The organism is Limnohabitans rimovensis (SeqCode) (assembly GCF_965234775.1).
Classification (GTDB): domain Bacteria; phylum Pseudomonadota; class Gammaproteobacteria; order Burkholderiales; family Burkholderiaceae_C; genus Limnohabitans; species Limnohabitans rimovensis.
On the sequence record NZ_OZ248570.1, the window covers coordinates 149,568 to 166,617 of the forward strand.

A 17,050-nucleotide genomic window follows, 5' to 3' on the forward strand; every position below is an offset into this window, starting at 1 on the left:
CACCCAACGCGCCCATGAAATCCACCGCCTTCGATTACCTGTGCCCGCGCACGCTCGATGAAGCCTTGCACGCCTTGGCCTCGCACGGCAGTGACGCCACGGTGCTGGCCGGTGGGCAAAGCCTGATGCCCATGCTGTCGTTTCGCATGCTCGAACCCGGTTTCCTGGTGGACATCAACCGCATCCCCGGCCTGGACAACATCGCGTTGGACGGCGACACGCTGCGCATCGGTGCTTTGGCGCGCCACGCGCAGGTGATGGCCCATCCTTTGGTGGCCCAACACCTGCCCTTGTTGGCCCAGGCGATGCCTCACATTGCCCACGCCGCCATCCGCGAGCGTGGCAGCTTGGGCGGCAGCCTGTGCCTGGCCGACCCCGCCGCCGAATTGCCAGCATGCATGCTGGCCCTGGACGCGCGCCTGCACTTGCGCTCACACCAAGACACGCGCGAGGTGGCTGCCGCCGACTTTTTCCAAGGCCTGTACCAAACCGCCCTGGCCCCGGGTGAGTTGCTCACCGAAGTGCGCATCCCGGTGCCCGAGGCAGGCAGCGCCATGGTGTTTGACGAATTCAGCCGCCGCCACGGCGACTACGCCATGGCTGGCCTGGCCGCTTGGTCGCACCCGGCCAGCCAACGCAGCCGCTTGGTGTTTTTGGGTTGTGGCGACCGGCCCACCCGCGCTGTGCGCGCCGAAGCCTTGCTCAATGCCCGCGACGGCATGCCCAGCTACGCCGACCTGCGCCAAGCCATCGATGCCGACCTGCACCCCGAGGCCGACCTGCAAGCCCAGCCCGACACCAAGCGCCACTTGGCCACTGTGCTGCTGCAGCGCGCTTGGCCCCGCCTGTGACACCAGCCACCCCCGAGACTGCCATGAACCCCTTGCACCCCTTGTCTTTGCACGTCAATGGCGTGGCCGTCCAAGCCCAGGTCGAGCCGCGCCAACACCTGGCCGATTTTTTGCGCGAGCAGATGGGCCTGACCGGCACCCACCTGGGGTGCGAATACGGCGTGTGCGGTGCCTGCACCGTGCGGGTGGATGGGCGCATCGTGCGCGCTTGTTTGATGCTGGCCATCCAAGCCCAGGGCTGTGAAGTGCAAACCATTGAAGGCTTGGATGCCCAAGGGCAATACAAAGACCTGCAACAAGCGTTTGTGGCGCGCAACGCTTTGCAATGCGGTTTTTGCACCCCCGGCATGGTGATGTGCGCCAGCGCCTTGCTCGAACAAGGCGGCTGCCCCAGCCGCAGCGACATCCGCGCCCACATCAGCGGCAACTACTGCCGCTGCACCGGCTACGAAGCCATCGTCGACGCGATCGAGGTCACTGCCCGCACCCGCGCTGCGACCACCAAGGCTTAGCGCCGGAAAAAAACTCAACCCCGCTGCCACGCCAGCGGGGGACGAGTGTTCAGGCGGCTTGCATGCGCCCCAACATGTGCTTCAACGATCCCAGCAAGCTGGTTTTTTGCGTCTCTGACATGCCCACCAAAGCCCGCTCGCGAACGGCCACGGCCATGGGCAAGATGCGCCGGTACATGGCCTCACCCAGCGGCGTGGTGTAGAGCCGCACGGTGCGGGCGTCTTGGGTATCGATTTGGCGGCGCACATAGCCATCGGCCTCCATGCGGCTGAGCAAGCGGCTCAGGCTGGAATGGGGCACCACCGCGTACTCCGACAGGTCGGTGATCGAGCTGCCATTTTTTTGGGCCAGCACCGCCAACACGCGCCAGTGCTGAAAGCTCACCTTCAAGGGGCGCAAATCCAACTCCAACTGGCGGTTCATCAGACCACTCACGCGGATCATGAGATAAGGAACGGAATCGTCCAGCGTGAAGTCGTCCAAATCCCGTGTTGCATCTTGTTTCATCGCAGTCAAGTACCGTTTTGGTTCGATTGAAATGCTAAAGATGATAATATTTTTATAGATTAATCATGTAAGCACATTCGCGATATTTGTATGTATTTACCCTGATCAGCGCAATACCAACAAAACCGCCATGGTCAACAAATACGCGAACAAAACTTGGCGAAACGCTTTTTCGCTGATGAACTGGCCCAAGAACCGCCCCAGGTACAAGCCCACGGCCATGGGCAGCAAGGCCAATATAGAAAACCCCACTTCCCCCAGGCCCATGCGGTCGTAATAAAACATGGCGCTGTACAGGGGCAAAGAGCCAAACAAGTACACGATGCTGATGCCACCGATGAACTGCTCGCGGCTGAGCCGCAAAGCCATCATGTAGGTGATGATGATCGGCCCCGTCAAGGACGACACCGCGCCCAACATGCCGGAGAACATCCCCACACATGCGCTGACCCAGCGCTCGCGGCTTGGTGAGACGTCAAACTGCGGCTTGAAGGCCATCAGCACCACCGCCAACACCAGCACCCCGGCCAGCATGCGGTTGAGGTGGCGCACATCGAGTTCGAGCGTCATGCGCACGGTCAAGACGGTGGCAAACAATTGCGCCAGCGACAGCGGCCAAAAGCGGCGCAGGTTTTGCCGCCACTGGCCCACCGTCCACACCTGCCACAGGTTGGAGCCCATCACCGGCACAGCGACCAAGGCCATGGCTTGTGGCGCGGGCATGACCAGCGACATCATGGGCACGGCCAGCATGGGCAGGCCCACACCAATCGCGCCCTTGACCACCCCACCGACACAAAACGACAACACGCCCACGGTGAGCATGAGCGCCAAACCAGGGGTGGACAACCAGTTGTCCCACAGCGCAACCGCGCTCAAAGCCGCACCGCTTCCAAGCCCAGACGGTCCCTGTGGGTGCGCTGGGTAACGCCTGGGGGCCGTGCAGCTGTGGTCATTCCTTTTGGATCCCGGCCTGGGCCACGGCCTTGCCCAAGCGATCGACCTCTTCGAGCACCGCACGGTGGCATTCGGCGGCGCTGCCGCCAATGGCCTCGATGCCTGCATTGCTCAAGGTTTGCACGACCTCGGGCATTTTGGCGATGGCGGCCATCTCATTGCTGATGCGCTCAATGGCCGCAACAGGGGTGCCGGTGGCAGCAAACACGGCGATGATCGGGGCAAAGTCAAAGCCGGGAATGGTCTCGGCAATGGCTGGCACATTGGGTTCTTGGGCAGAACGCTTGGCCGCGTTGTTGCCCAGCAAACGCACCTGGCCACTTTTGACAAAGCCCAGCAACGAGGGCAAGGCCGAGAACAGCATGTCCACCTGCCCACCGACCAAGGCCGGTACCGATTGGCCCGTGCCCTTGAACGGGATGTGGGTGATCTCCAACCCCAATGACGCCTTCATCGACTCCATGGTCAGGTGATGGGTGCTGCCAATGCCCGAAGAGCCATAGGTCAAGGTACCGGGTTTGGCTTTGGCCAAAGCTATCAATTCGCGCAGGTTGTTGGCCGGTGTTTTCGGGTGCACCGCCAAATACAGCGGCGCGCGTGCCGCCAACGACACGGCGACAAAGTCGCGCTTGTAGTCGTAACTCAGCGACTTGCTGATCAAGGGGTTGATGGAGAAAGTCGACCCATCGGTCACCATGAAGGTGTAGCCGTCTTTGGGGGCCAAGGCCATGGCTTGTGCCGCCACCATGCCATTGGCTCCGGGCTTGTTGTCCACCGTGACCGGTTGGCCCAAACGCTCACTCAAGCGCTGGGCATAAATGCGTGCCACCGTGTCGGGCAAACCGCCAGCGGCATGGGTGATGACGAATTTGATGGGCTTGTTCGGGTAGGCCTGGGCCCAGGCGTTGCTGGCCATGCCCATGGCCGCAGCCACGGCCCAACACCACAAAAGCCCAAACTTGAAACGTGAGAATGATGAGGTCTGCATGTTTAATTCCTTGAAAAATGTCAGGGTGCTTCGAGCATCGACACCGGGTCGCCATAGCGCGCCGCGGCCTGCACCACTTGCGGGTCGCGCAAGGCGCACAAAAAACCTTGGTCAATGATGGTTTCTTCGCCCGCCGTGACGGTGGCGTCAAGCACCACCAGGTCTTGGTGCACGGGCGGCTCTTCCCAGTTGGGCATGTGGCGGCGAATCCAGTCGCTGGGCTGGGCCAGGTCGATGCCAAAGTGCAACGCCCCCGGCGCATTCGAGCCCGCTGGGTAAATCACGTTTCGCGGTGCGCGGGGATTGAAGCCGCAGCCCCCACCCTCGATGAGTTTGCCGCCCATCAGCATCTCGCGCAACAAACCGGCTTCGGTGCTGTGGCCGTGCACCGCCGTGACCAAGCGGTTGCGAAACTCGACGGCGATGGGCTCTTCAAAGACTTGGTCGAAACCAATCGCCCCTTGGGGGTAGAGCACCCCGTCAATGGCGATGGCCGCATTGCCATCGTGTTTCATGGCCGTGCTGTCCCAAAAATTGGGGCCATGGGTGGGCAGGTAGTGCACGTAGCAGCCGGGTTCATCGGCCTTCATCTTGCCGCGCCAGCGGTTGCCCGCAAACATGGCGTCGCGCATCGCCGCCGTGTAGGGAATCCGCAGGTCGGAGCCACGTGCGTCGCTGAAACGCAATTCAAAATCACGCCCCTTGGGGAAACGCCGCTCGGTGGCGCGGATGATCTCGCCGACCAAATCCACCGGGAAAGCCGCATGCGGCGTGTGCAGCAAATCCAGATCCCGGAAGTAAGTGATCTTGATCCAGCGCTGGCCGGCTTTGCGCTGGGCCACGTTGAACGGATCTTCGATCGAGCAAAACCAGGTCGAGACCACCACATCCACGCCCGCGATCAAGGGTTTGACGGTTTCTGGCACGGCGGGCAAGGTGGTGTTGGGGGCCATGTACATCTCGAAATGGGCCCCGCGCGACAAGCACAGGCCTTGCACGGCTTGGATCACAGCCGGGTCGAGCAGCGGGTCGGTGAGCATGAGCAATCGCTCGCCCGGGCGCACCGCAAACACCTGGAAAAAATTGTCCATGGCCTGAAAGTACTGGCGCGTGGCGATGATTTTGCCCGGCAGTGGAGGCGGTGCCCCAACGAATGCGGCGGGGGTCATGGCCATCAGTCCACCCGCGCGCCGGTCTCTTTGACCAAGCGTGCCCACATGGGAAATTCACGGTTGATGTGCGCTTGGTGTTCAGCCGGTGTGCTGAGCACCGGCTCGGCACCGCGGCCGCGCAAACGCTCCATCACCTCGGGGTCAGACAAGGCGCGCTGCAAAGCGGCATTGATGCGCTCAACCACCGCTGGGGGTGTTCCAGCGGGGGCATACAAGCCATCGCTGGCGGCCAGGTCAAAGCCCTTCAAACCGACCTCTTCCAAGGTGGGCAAATCGGCCAAGCCGCGCACGCGCTGGCGTGTGGTCACGGCCAAGGCGCGCAGCTTGCCGGCCTGGACTTGGGCCAACAGATTGGCGGTGAGGTCGATCATCATTTGCACGTCCCCAGCCAGCAAGCCGGTCAAAGCTGGGCCGCCCCCTTTGTAGGGGATGTGCTGGATATCCACATCGGCCATGCGGCGAAAAGACTCTCCCGCCATGTGCGAGGTGGTGCCATTGCCCGCCGAGGCAAACGACAGCTTGCCAGGGTTGGCCTTCAAATACGTGAGCAACTGTGCAGCGGTTTGAACCGGCAAGTTGGGGTTGACCACCAACATCGCAGGGATGAACGAGACCCGCCCCAAGGTGGCAAAGTCGCGCAACTCAAAACCCGTGCGGGCATACAACGCATGGTTGGTGCCGTGGGTGCCATTGGTGCCGTACAACAAGGTGTAGCCATCGGCCGCAGCACGGGCCACGCCCTCGCTGCCCACATTGCCGCCAGCACCGGGTTTGTTGTCGATCACGATGGCCTGGCCCAAAAATTCGGCCAGCTTGGGCGCGACCGCCCGCGCCAGGTTGTCCGCACCACCCCCGGGTGGGAAGGGCACGACCAACTTGATGGGTTTGCTGGGATAGGCCTGGGCCCATGCCGTGGGAGAAGCGACAGCCATGGATGAGGCTGCGGCCAAAAAGTGTCTGCGTTGCATGGTGTTTTGATTCAGAGGTTAAAAAATTGACAGGGGTGCGACCGTTCAGGTGACCAACTCTGGGCCGGGCACGCCCAAGGCCTGGGCTGAATAAACGCGCCAATCGGTGGTTTTGGGGATCACGCCTTGGAAGGAACAAACCGCTTCGGGGATTTGCAACTCGCCCACCCCGATGGCCGGGCCCCCATTGGCAAAGGACTTCACCGCGTCCAGCATTTGGCGGCGAAAGGCCACGATGGCCATGTCGCTCGCGCCCAAGCGGTCGTGCTCGCGGTCGACGATGGGCCCCATGCCCACCCACATCGCCAAATCTTGGTTCGGAATGCCAGGGATGCCAGTGAAATTGCCCGCCTTCATGGCGGCGCGGTCTTGCTTGAAATGGTTGCCCACATGGCGCGCTGGATGGAAGGCGGTATCCACATCCACACCCACCTCGGTGTGCAAAAACTTGCGCCATGCCGCCGTGTCGGGCGTGGTCTGCGGGTCGCCCCAGGCGATGAAGTGAAACGCGGTGTGTTCGTCATCGATGGGGGTGTTGAAGTTGGCCACGTTGTATTGGTCGTTGGGCGGGATCAAGGCCGCTGCCGGGGCCACAAACACCGTGGTGCGCACGTACTCATGGGTGGCGGCGTTTTGGATCGGTCGGCGCAGCGCCGCATAACGAAAGCCATAGCCGTTGAGCTCGACTTGCATGCGCGGCGCTTTGTCGGTGGAGGGGCGCAACCAGTTTTCGTTGTTGGCCTTGGCACCGTCCACACGGGCGGGCAACATGTCTGAAGAGTGCAAGCTGGAGCTGTGCGCCGAATCGATTTGGCCCTCCAAAATTTGCGCCCAGTTGGCTGGGATGATGATTTTGGCGATGGACACCTGCACATCGTCGGTGGGTGCCCAGCGCGGGGGCACAAAGGGCGTCATGGTCTCCGGCGGGCCCATATACGCCCACACCGCACCCGCCCATTCGTGGGTGGGATAGGCCTTGTGCTTGACCTTGCTGACCAAGCCACTGCCCGTGGGCTCCGAGCTCATCTCGACCACATGACCGCTCACGTCCATCTTCCAGCCGTGATACAGGCAGCGCAAGCCACCGTGCTCGTTGCGGCCATAGACCAGCGATGCGCGCCGATGCGGGCACTGCTCATCCAACACGCCGACCTGGCCCTCGGTGTCGCGAAACACCACCAGGTTTTCGCCCAAGACCCGGGCGCGAACGGGGGTGCCATCGGGCTCGGGCACCTCTTCGGACAAGCACACCACTTGCCAGTGGCGGCGCATCAACTGGCCCATCGGGGCATCGCCCTCGACACGGCACATCAACATGTTTTCTTCGTGGGTCAGCATGGTCGCTCCTGGGCTGGCGGTTTGGGCTGGCGCAGAAATGGCTTGCCCGTATTTGCTTAGTGCTCTAAGATTATGGATCCAGTTTACACCTTGTCAAGCCTTCGGGCTTTGGTACAAACCATGTCCCATTTCTCTTTGGCAGCCGCCCCTTTGAGCGCCTTGCGGGTGCGCCGAAAACACCCCATCGCCCGCGAAATCGTGCGCTTTGAATTGACCCATCCGCAAGGCCAGGACTTGCCAGATTGGTCAGCAGGTGCACACATCCGCTTGTCCACACCCCAGGGCCACATCCGCAGTTATTCGCTGTGCGGCCCTGTCGAAGCGCGCGACCATTGGGCGATTGCGGTCAAGCGCGAGGCGAATGGGCGTGGCGGCTCGGCCAGCTTGATTGACGAGGTTCACGAAGGCGACGAATTGCCCCTTCACGGCGGCGACAACTTGTTTGCCCTGGACCCCCAAGCCCCCGAGCACATCCTGATTGCTGGCGGCATTGGCTTGACCCCTTTGTATGCCATGGCGCAAACCCTGGCCCAAACCCCGGCGGCGAAATTTCACTTGTATGTGTGCAGCCGCGACGCCGAGGGCACGGCATTTTTGAACGAGTTGCAACAAGCCCCTTGGCGTGACCATGTGACCATCCACCACGACGCCGGCGACCCCAGCCAAGCGCTGGACCTGTGGCCGCTGTTGGAAACCCCCAGCGCCGCCCATGTGTATTGCTGTGGCCCACAAGGCCTGATGGACTGCGTGCGCGACATGAGTGGGCATTGGCCCACCCACCACATCCATTTTGAAAGCTTCGGCGCCAGCCAACAGGGTTGGGCCGAGAACCAAGCTTTTGAGGTGGTGTTGCGCCACAGCGGCCAGCGCATCACTGTGCCAGCGGATCGCAGCATTTTGGAGAGCTTGCGCCAAGCGGGTGTGCGTGTGGCCAGCTCGTGCGAGAGCGGCACCTGCGGTTCGTGCAAAACCGGCTTGCTCGCCGGTGCGGTGGAGCACCGCGACCTGGTGCTGTTGGCCGATGAACAGGCCACCCACCTCATGCCGTGTGTGTCGCGCTCGGTCGGTGGCGCCACCTTGGAGCTGGACCTGTGAGGCCTTTGCGCATCGGTGTGGCTGGCCTGGGCCGCGCCTTCACCTTGATGATGCCCACCTTTGTGCACGACCCCCGGGTGCAGTTGGTGGCCGCCTGCGATCCCCAGCCCCTGGCGTGCGCCCAATTTGAGCGCGACTTTCAAGCCCCCCCTGTGGGCTCGGTGGAGGCCTTGTGCCAGCGCCCGGATGTGGACTGGGTCTATGTGGCCACGCCGCACCAATTCCATGCCGAGCATGTGGTGCTGGCCGCCCAACACGGCAAACATGTTCTGGTGGAAAAACCCATGGCCATCCACTTGGCCGACTGCACCCGCATGATCGCGGCCTGCGAGAAAGCCCACACGGCCTTGATCGTGGGGCACAGCCACAGCTTCAATGGGCCGGTGCTGCGCGCCCACCAACTCATCCGCAGTGGGCGCTACGGCCGGGTGCGCATGATCCACACCCTTCAATACACCGATTTTTTATACCGCCCACGCCGCCCCGAGGAGTTGCAAACCGATGCGGGCGGCGGGGTCATCCACAGCCAGGCCGCGCACCAAGTCGACATGGTGCGCTTGCTCGGTGGCGGTTTGGTGCGCAGCGTGATGGCCCACACCGGCAACTGGGACGCCGAGCGCCCCACCGAAGGCGCCTACAGCGCGCTGCTGGCGTTTGAAGGCGGGGCTTTTGCCAGCATGAGCTACAGCGGCTACGGCCACTTTGACAGCGATGCGTGGATGGACGGCATCAACGAAATGGGCTTTGCCAAACCGCCCGGCACGCACGGTGCCGCGCGGGCGCGTTTGCGCAACGTGGCCGACGCGGCGCAAGAGGCGGCACTGAAAGCCGAGCGCAACTACGGCGGGCGCTTGTGGAGCGCGCCCGCACCCGACAGCGCACCGCTGGCCCACCCGCACTTTGGGCCGGTCATCATTGGCTGCGAACGCGCGGATTTGCGCTTGACGCCCACGGGCGTGGCCATCGACGGGCACGACCACCAAAGCTTTGAGACCGTCCCGCTGAGCCCGGTGCCGCGCCAAGAGGTGATCGATGAAATGGTCGCGGCCCAATCGGGCCAAACCACTTTGCACAACGGGCATTGGGCGCGCGCCAGCACGGCGGTGAGCTTGGCCTTGTTGCATTCGGCGCACAGCGGCAGCCCCGTGACCCCTGACCACCAAGTCGCACCGGTGGCATGAAAAAAGACACCCAGCAACTGCTGCGCCACTGGCAAGAAGCGGTGCCCAACGACCGCTTGGCCCACTTGGTGCGCGACACCGCCCGCGCCTACACCCGGGCCTTGCAAGCGCGCTTGGCCCAGCACCAGGTGCCGTTTGGCCACTGGGCTTTTTTGCGCATCTTGTGGCACAGCGACGGCCTGACCCAGCGCGAATTGAGTGTTCAAGCCGGTGTGATGGAGCCCACCACCTTCAGCGCCATGAAGGCCATGGAAGCGCTGGGCTACATCGAGCGCCGCCAAGCGCCCGAGAACAAAAAAAACATGTATGTCTACCTCACGCCCAAAGGCCGGGCCTTGCAAAAAAAATTGGTTCCCTTGGCCGAGCAAACCAACCAAGTCAGCACCCAAGGCCTGAGCGCGCAAGAGGTCCAGGCCACGCGGGGGGTGCTGCTCAAACTGCTGGAAAACCTGGCCGCCGATGAGCAGCTGTGGGTCAGCAAAGCCGCCGACAAATCAGTTTGATGCCAATCGGTTTTTGCGTCGCATCAAACCGTGGTCATCTGTTGGCTCAATCCCGACGGGGCCCCACCAAACCTGCATCAGGCAGCGACGTTTTGCGGCCGACCCGCGGCAAAGGCGGTGATGTTGTCAAACGCCGTGCCAAAAATCACCTCGCAGTTGTCTTTTTCATCAGCGGTAAAGTCCAGCTGCGCGCTGATGGGGATCAGGCACTTAAGAAAGAGTTGGGTGTGCACATAATGCGGCCGTGGTGAAGGCCTTGGACGACCGCCAAATGCATGCGCGCTGGGTGACCCCAGGCGACAAGCCCGAATAAAACCCACCCAACGAAAGACACACCATGAGCCTGGGACGATTGACACTGCCCTCACTGAAATCCCATGTCACCCCCGAAGAATGGCAAGCCCGGGTCGACCTGGCCGCTTGCTACCGGCTGGTGGCGCATTACGGCATGTCAGACATGATGGCCAACCACATCACCTTGCGCGTGCCCGACGAAGAAAACGCATTTCTCACCAACCCCTACGGCATGATGTACGAGGAAATGAGCGCATCGTGCTTGGTCAAGATCGACCATGACGGCCAAGTGCTGCACCAACCCGACTTTGGCGAGCTGAAATACGGCTTGAACAAACCCGGATTTATTTTGCACAGCGCCATCCACAAAGCACGGCCCGAGGTGGCCTGCGTCATCCACACCCACACCCCTGCGGGCATGGCGGTGTCGTCCTTGGCCTGCGGCTTGCTGCCGATGAACCAAACCTCGATGCGCTTTCTGAACATCTGCTACCACGACTACATGGGCGTGGTGCTCGACATGGCCGAACAAGACGTGCTGGTGCGCGACCTGGGCAGCAGCGAGGCCATGGTGCTGCGCAACCACGGCCTACTCACCTGCGGGCGCACCGTGGGCGAGGCCTTCAACTGGATGCACCGCCTGGAGCTGTCGTGCCGCGCCCAACTGCAAGCCATGGCCTGCAACACCCCCTTGCAAACCGTGCCCGACGCGGTGCTGCAAGAAACCTACCTCAACTACCAACCCCAAACCCGCCGCCCCTATGGCGTGATGGAGTGGCCTGGCCTGCTGCGCATGCTCGATCGGATGGACCCGACTTACCGGGATTGAATTTCGCTTGAAAGCCCATCCATTGAAAATCTTATTGGTGCACCAAAACTTTCCGGGGCAGTTCAAGCACTTGGCCCCGGCCTTGGTGGCACAAGGCCATGAGGTGGTGGCCTTTGTCAACCGCAACCTCGAGCCCTACCGCGGCTACCACGTGTTCATGCGCTGCTTGCCGGCCTTGCTGCAACAACGCCCGCGCGCCCACGTGGTATTGGTGGGCGGCGACGAGGTAAGCCATGGCCATGGGCGCGGCCATTGTGGCCAGCGACACCCCGCCTGTGGCGGAGGTCATGGCGCACCAGGTCAACGGCCACTTGGTGCCTTTTTTTGATGTACCGCTGTGGGTCCAGGTCATCGTCCACCTGCTGGACCACCCCGCTGAGCGCGAACGCCTGGGGCGGCAAGCACGCCAAACCATGGTTGAAAAATACGACTTGCACGCGGTGTGTTTGCCCCAGCAACTGGCCTGGGTGCATGCCTTGCTAAAGCCCTGAGGCGATATATCGTCGCGCACCCTTTGGGGTAAAACTCTGTTGGATTTGCCAATCATGGCCCAACCACCGCCAGGAGAGCGCCGCTCGAGGCCCTTGTGCGCTCAAGGGTCCAGGGCAAGAAAGCGGCCAGCCGCGCCACACCGGCGCAAACCCTCAAGCCACCACGGCCACTGACTTGACTTGCACCCACACCGCTTGGCCTGTGTGCAAGGACAAATCCGACCACGCCTTTTGGGTGATGCGCGCCAGCACCGCCCACGGCCCCACGCGCAATCGCACCAACACCTGTGAGGGGTGGGCATCGGGCGCCACCGCCTCGATCACGGCGCTGAGTTGGTTCTGGATGCTGGTGTGAAGCGGCGCTTCGGTGGCGATGCTGACGTCGCGCGCCAAGACGCGCATGCGCACCATCTGTCCCAATTCCACACCGCTGTCGCGCAGCCACATCTGCCCGCCGTCAAAAGCCACGCGGCACAAATGCCAACCGGCGTGGCGCTCGACCACGCTGCCTTGCAGCCATGCGCCCATGTCTTCGCCCACCCACATGGGTTGCTCAATGTTGGCAAACACCTCGGCCACCGAACCCTGGGTTTTGACCTGGCCATTTTCCAGCACCAGCATGTGTGCGCCCAAGCGGGCGGCTTCGTCCACCGCATGGGTCACATACAGCATGGGCAAATGCAGTTCGTCACGCATTTTTTCCAACCAAGGCAAGATGTCTTGACGCCGGGCCGCGTCCAAGGACGCCATGGGTTCATCGAGCAACAGCAAACGCGGTTGGCTGGCTAGCGCACGCGCCAGCGCCACCCGTTGGCGCTCGCCACCCGACAAACCTGCGGTGGAGCGGCCCAGCAACGGACCAATGCCCAACAGATCAACAGCCTGCTCCAAGCTGTGTGTGGTGACACGTTGGCCCGCCCGCTTCAAGCCATAGGCCAAGTTTTGCATCACATCCAAGTGGGGCAACAAACTGGCCTCTTGAAACACATAGCCCACCGCGCGCTGCCAGGTGGGCACAAAAACGCCTTGCGGGTCGTCTTGCCACACCACACCACCCATCTCCACATGCGCGTCTTGGGCCCGCTCCAAGCCCGCCACGCAGCGGAGCAAACTGGTTTTGCCCGAGCCCGATGCGCCCAAGATCACGGTGATGCCCTGGTCGGGCAAGGAAACGTCCAGCGACAACAGATGGTTGGGCCGCTGCAAGCGCAAGCGGATGTGGTTGTGGCCCATGCTCAAGAACCCACCCCCGGCCAGCGCCGCTTGACCGCGGCCAAGGCCAACAACACCACAAACGAAAACACCAACATGCCCAAGGCCAGTGCGTGGGCTTGGGGGTACTCCATGGCCTCGACATGGCCATAAATTTGTGTCGACACCACCCGCGTTTGGCCTGGCACATTGCCACCGATCATCAGCACCACACCAAACTCACCCACGGTGTGGGCAAAGCTCAAGATGGCGGCGGTGACCATGCCCGGTCGCGCCAAGGGCAAGGCCACGGTGAAGAAAGCATCCAGCGGGCGTGCCCCCAAGGTGGCCGCCACTTCCATCGGGCGCCGGCCCATGGCTTCAAACGAATGTTGCAAAGGCTGCACCGCAAACGGCAATGAAAACACCATGGAGCCCAACACCAAACCACTGAAAGTGAACGACAGCAAGCCCCAGCCCATGGCTTGTGTCCACTGCCCCAACCAACCTTGCGGGCCCATCGCCACCAGCAGGTAAAAGCCCAGCACCGTGGGCGGCAACACCAAGGGCAAGGTGACAAACGCCAAGATGGGCGCACGCCAACGCGAAGTGGTTTGCGACAACCACCAGGCCAAAGGGGTGGCCACGATCAACAACAAAACCGTGGTGACACTGGCCAGTTGCACCGTCAAGACCACGGCGCTCCATGCGGAGGCGGCATCCGAGAACCATCCGCTCATCATGGGGGGTCCAAGCGATAGCCCGCTTGGCGAATGATGTCGCGGGCGGTGGGTGTTTTCAAAAACACCATCAAGGCGATGGCCGCTGCATTGTCTTTGCCCTTGGTCAACAAGACGGCGTTTTGCAAAATGGGATCGTGCCAATGGCTGGGAACCAACCATTGGGAACCTGTGGGTTGAGACCCGGTTGCCCCGACTTGTGACAGGGCCACAAAGCCCAGATCGGCATTGCCCGAAGCCACAAATTGATGGGTTTGGTTGATGTTTTCACCTTGCACCCATTTTTTTTCCAAAGCCGCGCCCAGGCCCATGCGCTCCACCACTTGCATGGTGGCGGCACCATAAGGTGCCAGCTTGGGATTGGCGCGCGCAATGCGCTGAAACGACGCTTTGCGCAACACATCGCCTTGCCCATCCACCACCTTGGGGTCTGCGCTCCACAGCACCAATTGACCCACGGCATAGGTGAATGAGGTGTGGGGTACCGCCAATCCCTTTTGCACCAATTGGGCGGGCATAGCGGCATCGGCCGACAACAAGACTTGGTAGGGTGCGCCATTCTGGATTTGGGCCATCAACTGTCCACTGGCACCAAAAGACAACTGGGCCTGGTGCCCGCTGTGTTGGGCAAATGCCTGGGCAATTTGCTTCATCGGTTGCATGAAGTTGGCGGCCACCGCGACCAAAACTTCAGCGGCACTGGCCATGCTCCCAGCCCCACCGAGTGCGGCGGCCATCACAAAGGTTCGAACAATCAAGCGCGTGGCGGTTTTCATGGTGGTCAACGAGTGTAGCCACTGCGGCCAGCTTGCAGTGGCTTGTGGCAGACCATGTGTGCGTGCAGCGGAGGCCGCATCGGGCGCAACGGACGCACCAAACAGGCGGCGCTCAAGAGCGCTGGGCCAGGGGCAAATTGACCAGCAAGTTTTGCGGTTTGAGTTGCAGGTTTTTGCGCTCGTCAACGGCCATGCCCAAATACACCGGGTGGCCCTGCAGATCAGCACGCATGTCCTGGGGAGCGTTGAAGTCCAACCGAAACAAACACATCATGCGTTGCATCTGCTCGGGAGCCACCTCTTGGCCTTGGTACAGGGCATTCAACATCGCGCTGGATTGGGCATCCAACCCGGTGTGCCAGACCCAGTTTTCATCATCAATGTCGGTCACGGTTTGGATGTGCACACCGATACCCAAGAAATGAGCAATCCACCGGCGCAGCACCTCGCACAAGGCGTCAAGCGCCGGTTCACCCCGGTTCATGCACACCACCCAGTCAAACGACTCGCTGCGCGCCCAGTAGGAGGGCGCATTGTCAGCACGCAACACATCGAGATCGACCGTGCGCAGGCTCATGCCACCTTGCTGCAGCAACTCGCCCAAGCTGCCAAAACCACCGGTGGTGGCAAAGCGCTCCACCGTGTCCCGGTCGGCGGCCATGACCGAGCCATCCTCTTGAACCGATATGGTTTGAACCCGAAACAGCATTTCCGCCATGCGCACTTGCAACGCCGTCGCGGTGGTGCCCAAGATGTGGCGCAGCAACACCTGTGTGAGTTGCTGCACCAACAGGGGCGGAACATCAACGCCCTGGCCTTGAAACAAGGCCAAATAACTGGCCTCTAAAGTCGGCTTGGCCAACAAACGCTGGCGAAAGCGCGCCCAAATGGCGTAGTTTTCAGCGGCATCGCGATCCTTCAATGGAGCCAAATGTGCAGCATCAATGTCGCTGCGCGGATGATCCAGGAGTCGCTCGTGCAAGGCCCGCTCATGCGCGCAGGATTGATCGATCGGGGCCAACTCCGGTCGGTGCAATAACCAACGCAAAAAGTCATCGGTCACCGTCAAATGGCCTTGCCCATTCACGCGCAACTGGGTGTGGCCACAAGAGGGCCAGTATTCGTCTGGGTTCATGTTGAATGGCTCATCTGAGGGTAGGCCCTGGTTAGATATTGCATCGGACAAGGCTAGCATGAACCCTCAAACCCATGGCGATCTTCCATGAACAATGGATTTCCTTTTGGCTGCCCCGTGTCATCGACTGCACCTTGCCACCCGAAGGCGCACTGGCCTCCACCATTGGCTGCAGGCTGGGGGCGCCGCACTCAGCCTTTGACAGACCCCGCCGACGCAGACCTGTGTGATCAGTCATGTTTTTGACAGTGAAATGGGTTTTTTGAATACTTAAATACCCAAATAAATCTCGACGAATGGTACGAATATTGCACAAGCATATTGATTGAATCAATATTCTCATGGCAGTCATCAATACCAACGTCAAGGCATTGTTCTCGCAGGCGGCGCTCAAATTGACCGAGCGCAACCAGCAAGTTTCGATGCAGCAGTTGTCGACCGGCAAGCGCATCAACTCGTCACGCGACGATGCGGCGGGTATGGCCATTGCCACACGCATGACCCAGCAAGTGCGCAGCTTGAACCAAGCAGTGCGCAACGCAGGCGATGCGATCACCTTGATTCAAACCGCTGAGGGCGCGACCAACGAGATCACCGACATGCTGCAACGCATGCGTGAGTTGGCCATCCAAGCCTCCAACGACACCAACAACAACGAGCAGCGCAGCTACTTGGACCTGGAATTCCAGCAGCTGAAAAAGCAAATCGTTCAAATCGCCGACAACACCGAGTGGAACGGTTTCCCCGTGCTGAACGGCAGCACCGGCGAGCGCGTGGGCATCAAACCGGTCTACAAAACCACCTCCGAGCCGACGGTGGCGGAACATATCCGAATCACGGCGGGCAAACCGACATCGTCGGCAGCATCCATTCGCACGGGCGGCGCTTCGGGCACTGTGACCGGTGTGACCGAAACCTCGGTGTTGACCTTCCCGGCCATGAGCAAGGGCCAAACCATCACCGTAGCGGGTTTGACCTATACCGCCACTGTCGCCAACAGCGGCGCCGAGGTGGCCGCCGCGTTTGCCAACATCAGCAGCGGTGCGACAGCAGGTGCCAGCACCAAGGGCACCTACAGCGGCACCTTGGCCGCATTCAGCTCTGGTGCCAAATCCGCCAGCAGCGACGTCGCCTTCACCAGCACCACGCGCTTCACCAATGTGACCGACATTGCCGTCTCCAGCGGCACCAGTATCACTGGTGGCGCGATCGCCCTCGCACCCACCGTGTACACCCCCCCGGCCCAACAAGGCGCAGCGGGCGGCGGCATGATCTTGGGTGGGGCGGGTGCGTTTGCCAAATCGGGCTCTTTGTCGGTGGTGGCAGGTGGTGCGTCAACAGTCACCTCGGCCACGTTCACCCTGGACGACGGGCAAATCCTGGACCTCAACGTCAACAGCGCGGTCACCATCTCTGCCGGGGTTGTGACCATCAATAGTCCGCCCTGAACAATTGAATTTCTCAAACTACAACGCCATAGTTTGTCCGCTGAGATGGCGAAATGGCTTGCAGCACCGTCTG

The 17,050-nt window shown here is 61.5% G+C and carries 20 protein-coding genes; 8 read left to right on the top strand and 12 right to left on the bottom strand.

Going from position 1 to position 17,050, the window contains the following annotated elements; translation table 11 throughout:
- Positions 1-14 precede the first annotated feature (14 nt).
- The gene (locus AC8GFZ_RS15655; RefSeq protein ID WP_506645845.1) at positions 15-851 is read left to right on the top strand and encodes an FAD binding domain-containing protein; all 837 of its coding nucleotides are present in this window, start codon (positions 15-17) and stop codon (positions 849-851) included.
- 23 nt (positions 852-874) lie between these two features.
- Positions 875-1,363, top strand: coding sequence for a (2Fe-2S)-binding protein (locus AC8GFZ_RS15660; RefSeq protein ID WP_506645846.1), 489 nt, complete (start codon positions 875-877; stop codon positions 1,361-1,363).
- A 49-nt stretch (positions 1,364-1,412) separates the two neighbouring features.
- Here the strand turns inward: AC8GFZ_RS15660 and AC8GFZ_RS15665 are convergent, their stop codons facing one another.
- From AC8GFZ_RS15665 to AC8GFZ_RS15690, 6 genes are all read right to left on the bottom strand, one after another.
- On the bottom strand, positions 1,413-1,871 hold the full coding sequence (locus AC8GFZ_RS15665; RefSeq protein WP_506645847.1) for a MarR family winged helix-turn-helix transcriptional regulator: 459 nt from the start codon (positions 1,869-1,871) through the stop codon (positions 1,413-1,415).
- Between the two features lie 105 nt (positions 1,872-1,976).
- Complete coding sequence (locus AC8GFZ_RS15670) at positions 1,977-2,750, bottom strand: sulfite exporter TauE/SafE family protein (RefSeq protein WP_506645848.1); 774 nt, start codon at positions 2,748-2,750, stop codon at positions 1,977-1,979.
- A 73-nt stretch (positions 2,751-2,823) separates the two neighbouring features.
- Positions 2,824-3,816 carry a Bug family tripartite tricarboxylate transporter substrate binding protein gene (locus AC8GFZ_RS15675; RefSeq protein WP_506645849.1) on the bottom strand — a complete coding sequence of 331 codons (993 nt, stop codon included), beginning with the start codon at positions 3,814-3,816 and terminating at the stop codon, positions 2,824-2,826.
- Positions 3,817-3,836: 20 nt separating this feature from the next.
- Complete coding sequence (locus AC8GFZ_RS15680; protein ID WP_506645850.1) at positions 3,837-4,985, bottom strand: hypothetical protein; 1,149 nt, start codon at positions 4,983-4,985, stop codon at positions 3,837-3,839.
- Positions 4,986-4,990: 5 nt separating this feature from the next.
- Positions 4,991-5,956, bottom strand: coding sequence for a Bug family tripartite tricarboxylate transporter substrate binding protein (locus tag AC8GFZ_RS15685; protein WP_506645851.1), 966 nt, complete (start codon positions 5,954-5,956; stop codon positions 4,991-4,993).
- A gap of 45 nt (positions 5,957-6,001) precedes the next feature.
- Entirely contained in the window at positions 6,002-7,294 is a 1,293-nt protein-coding gene (locus AC8GFZ_RS15690) for a Rieske 2Fe-2S domain-containing protein (protein ID WP_506645852.1), read from the bottom strand.
- A gap of 120 nt (positions 7,295-7,414) precedes the next feature.
- Between AC8GFZ_RS15690 and AC8GFZ_RS15695 the strand changes: the two genes are divergently transcribed.
- Genes AC8GFZ_RS15695 through AC8GFZ_RS15705 form a run of 3 tightly spaced genes read left to right on the top strand, consistent with a single transcriptional unit; the run spans position 7,415 to position 10,073 of the window.
- On the top strand, positions 7,415-8,389 hold the full coding sequence (locus AC8GFZ_RS15695) for a PDR/VanB family oxidoreductase (RefSeq protein ID WP_506645853.1): 975 nt from the start codon (positions 7,415-7,417) through the stop codon (positions 8,387-8,389).
- On the top strand, positions 8,386-9,570 hold the full coding sequence (locus AC8GFZ_RS15700; protein WP_506645854.1) for a Gfo/Idh/MocA family protein: 1,185 nt from the start codon (positions 8,386-8,388) through the stop codon (positions 9,568-9,570). Before AC8GFZ_RS15695 ends, AC8GFZ_RS15700 begins: the two co-directional genes overlap by 4 nt.
- Complete coding sequence (locus AC8GFZ_RS15705; RefSeq protein WP_506645855.1) at positions 9,567-10,073, top strand: MarR family winged helix-turn-helix transcriptional regulator; 507 nt, start codon at positions 9,567-9,569, stop codon at positions 10,071-10,073. The genes AC8GFZ_RS15700 and AC8GFZ_RS15705 overlap by 4 nt, the downstream gene beginning before the upstream one ends.
- A 77-nt stretch (positions 10,074-10,150) precedes the next feature.
- Here AC8GFZ_RS15705 and AC8GFZ_RS15710 read toward each other — a convergent pair whose 3' ends face one another.
- Positions 10,151-10,306: a hypothetical protein gene (locus AC8GFZ_RS15710; RefSeq protein WP_506645856.1), complete on the bottom strand. Its 156-nt coding sequence runs from the start codon at positions 10,304-10,306 to the stop codon at positions 10,151-10,153.
- Positions 10,307-10,410: 104 nt separating this feature from the next.
- On the opposite strand from AC8GFZ_RS15710, the gene AC8GFZ_RS15715 reads away from it, so the two are divergent.
- Entirely contained in the window at positions 10,411-11,196 is a 786-nt protein-coding gene (locus AC8GFZ_RS15715; RefSeq protein WP_506645857.1) for a class II aldolase/adducin family protein, read from the top strand.
- A gap of 31 nt (positions 11,197-11,227) precedes the next feature.
- On the opposite strand, the gene AC8GFZ_RS15720 is transcribed toward AC8GFZ_RS15715, so the two are convergent.
- Positions 11,228-11,431: a hypothetical protein gene (locus tag AC8GFZ_RS15720; protein ID WP_506645858.1), complete on the bottom strand. Its 204-nt coding sequence runs from the start codon at positions 11,429-11,431 to the stop codon at positions 11,228-11,230.
- Between AC8GFZ_RS15720 and AC8GFZ_RS15725 the strand changes: the two genes are divergently transcribed.
- Positions 11,430-11,687, top strand: coding sequence for a glycosyltransferase (locus tag AC8GFZ_RS15725; protein WP_506645859.1), 258 nt, complete (start codon positions 11,430-11,432; stop codon positions 11,685-11,687). The two genes, AC8GFZ_RS15720 and AC8GFZ_RS15725, sit on opposite strands and share 2 nt — an antisense overlap.
- A gap of 153 nt (positions 11,688-11,840) precedes the next feature.
- Here the strand turns inward: AC8GFZ_RS15725 and modC are convergent, their stop codons facing one another.
- From modC to AC8GFZ_RS15745, 4 genes are all read right to left on the bottom strand, one after another.
- On the bottom strand, positions 11,841-12,920 hold the full coding sequence (gene modC, locus AC8GFZ_RS15730) for a molybdenum ABC transporter ATP-binding protein (RefSeq protein WP_506645860.1): 1,080 nt from the start codon (positions 12,918-12,920) through the stop codon (positions 11,841-11,843).
- A 2-nt stretch (positions 12,921-12,922) separates the two neighbouring features.
- Complete coding sequence (modB, locus tag AC8GFZ_RS15735; protein WP_506645861.1) at positions 12,923-13,618, bottom strand: molybdate ABC transporter permease subunit; 696 nt, start codon at positions 13,616-13,618, stop codon at positions 12,923-12,925.
- Positions 13,618-14,394: a molybdate ABC transporter substrate-binding protein gene (modA, locus tag AC8GFZ_RS15740; RefSeq protein ID WP_506645862.1), complete on the bottom strand. Its 777-nt coding sequence runs from the start codon at positions 14,392-14,394 to the stop codon at positions 13,618-13,620. Before modA ends, modB begins: the two co-directional genes overlap by 1 nt.
- A 112-nt stretch (positions 14,395-14,506) precedes the next feature.
- Positions 14,507-15,529, bottom strand: a complete 1,023-nt coding sequence (locus AC8GFZ_RS15745) for a DUF6352 family protein (RefSeq protein WP_506645863.1) — start codon at positions 15,527-15,529, stop codon at positions 14,507-14,509.
- A gap of 341 nt (positions 15,530-15,870) precedes the next feature.
- Between AC8GFZ_RS15745 and AC8GFZ_RS15750 the strand changes: the two genes are divergently transcribed.
- The gene (locus AC8GFZ_RS15750; RefSeq protein ID WP_506645864.1) at positions 15,871-16,977 is read left to right on the top strand and encodes a flagellin N-terminal helical domain-containing protein; all 1,107 of its coding nucleotides are present in this window, start codon (positions 15,871-15,873) and stop codon (positions 16,975-16,977) included.
- Positions 16,978-17,050 lie beyond the last annotated feature (73 nt).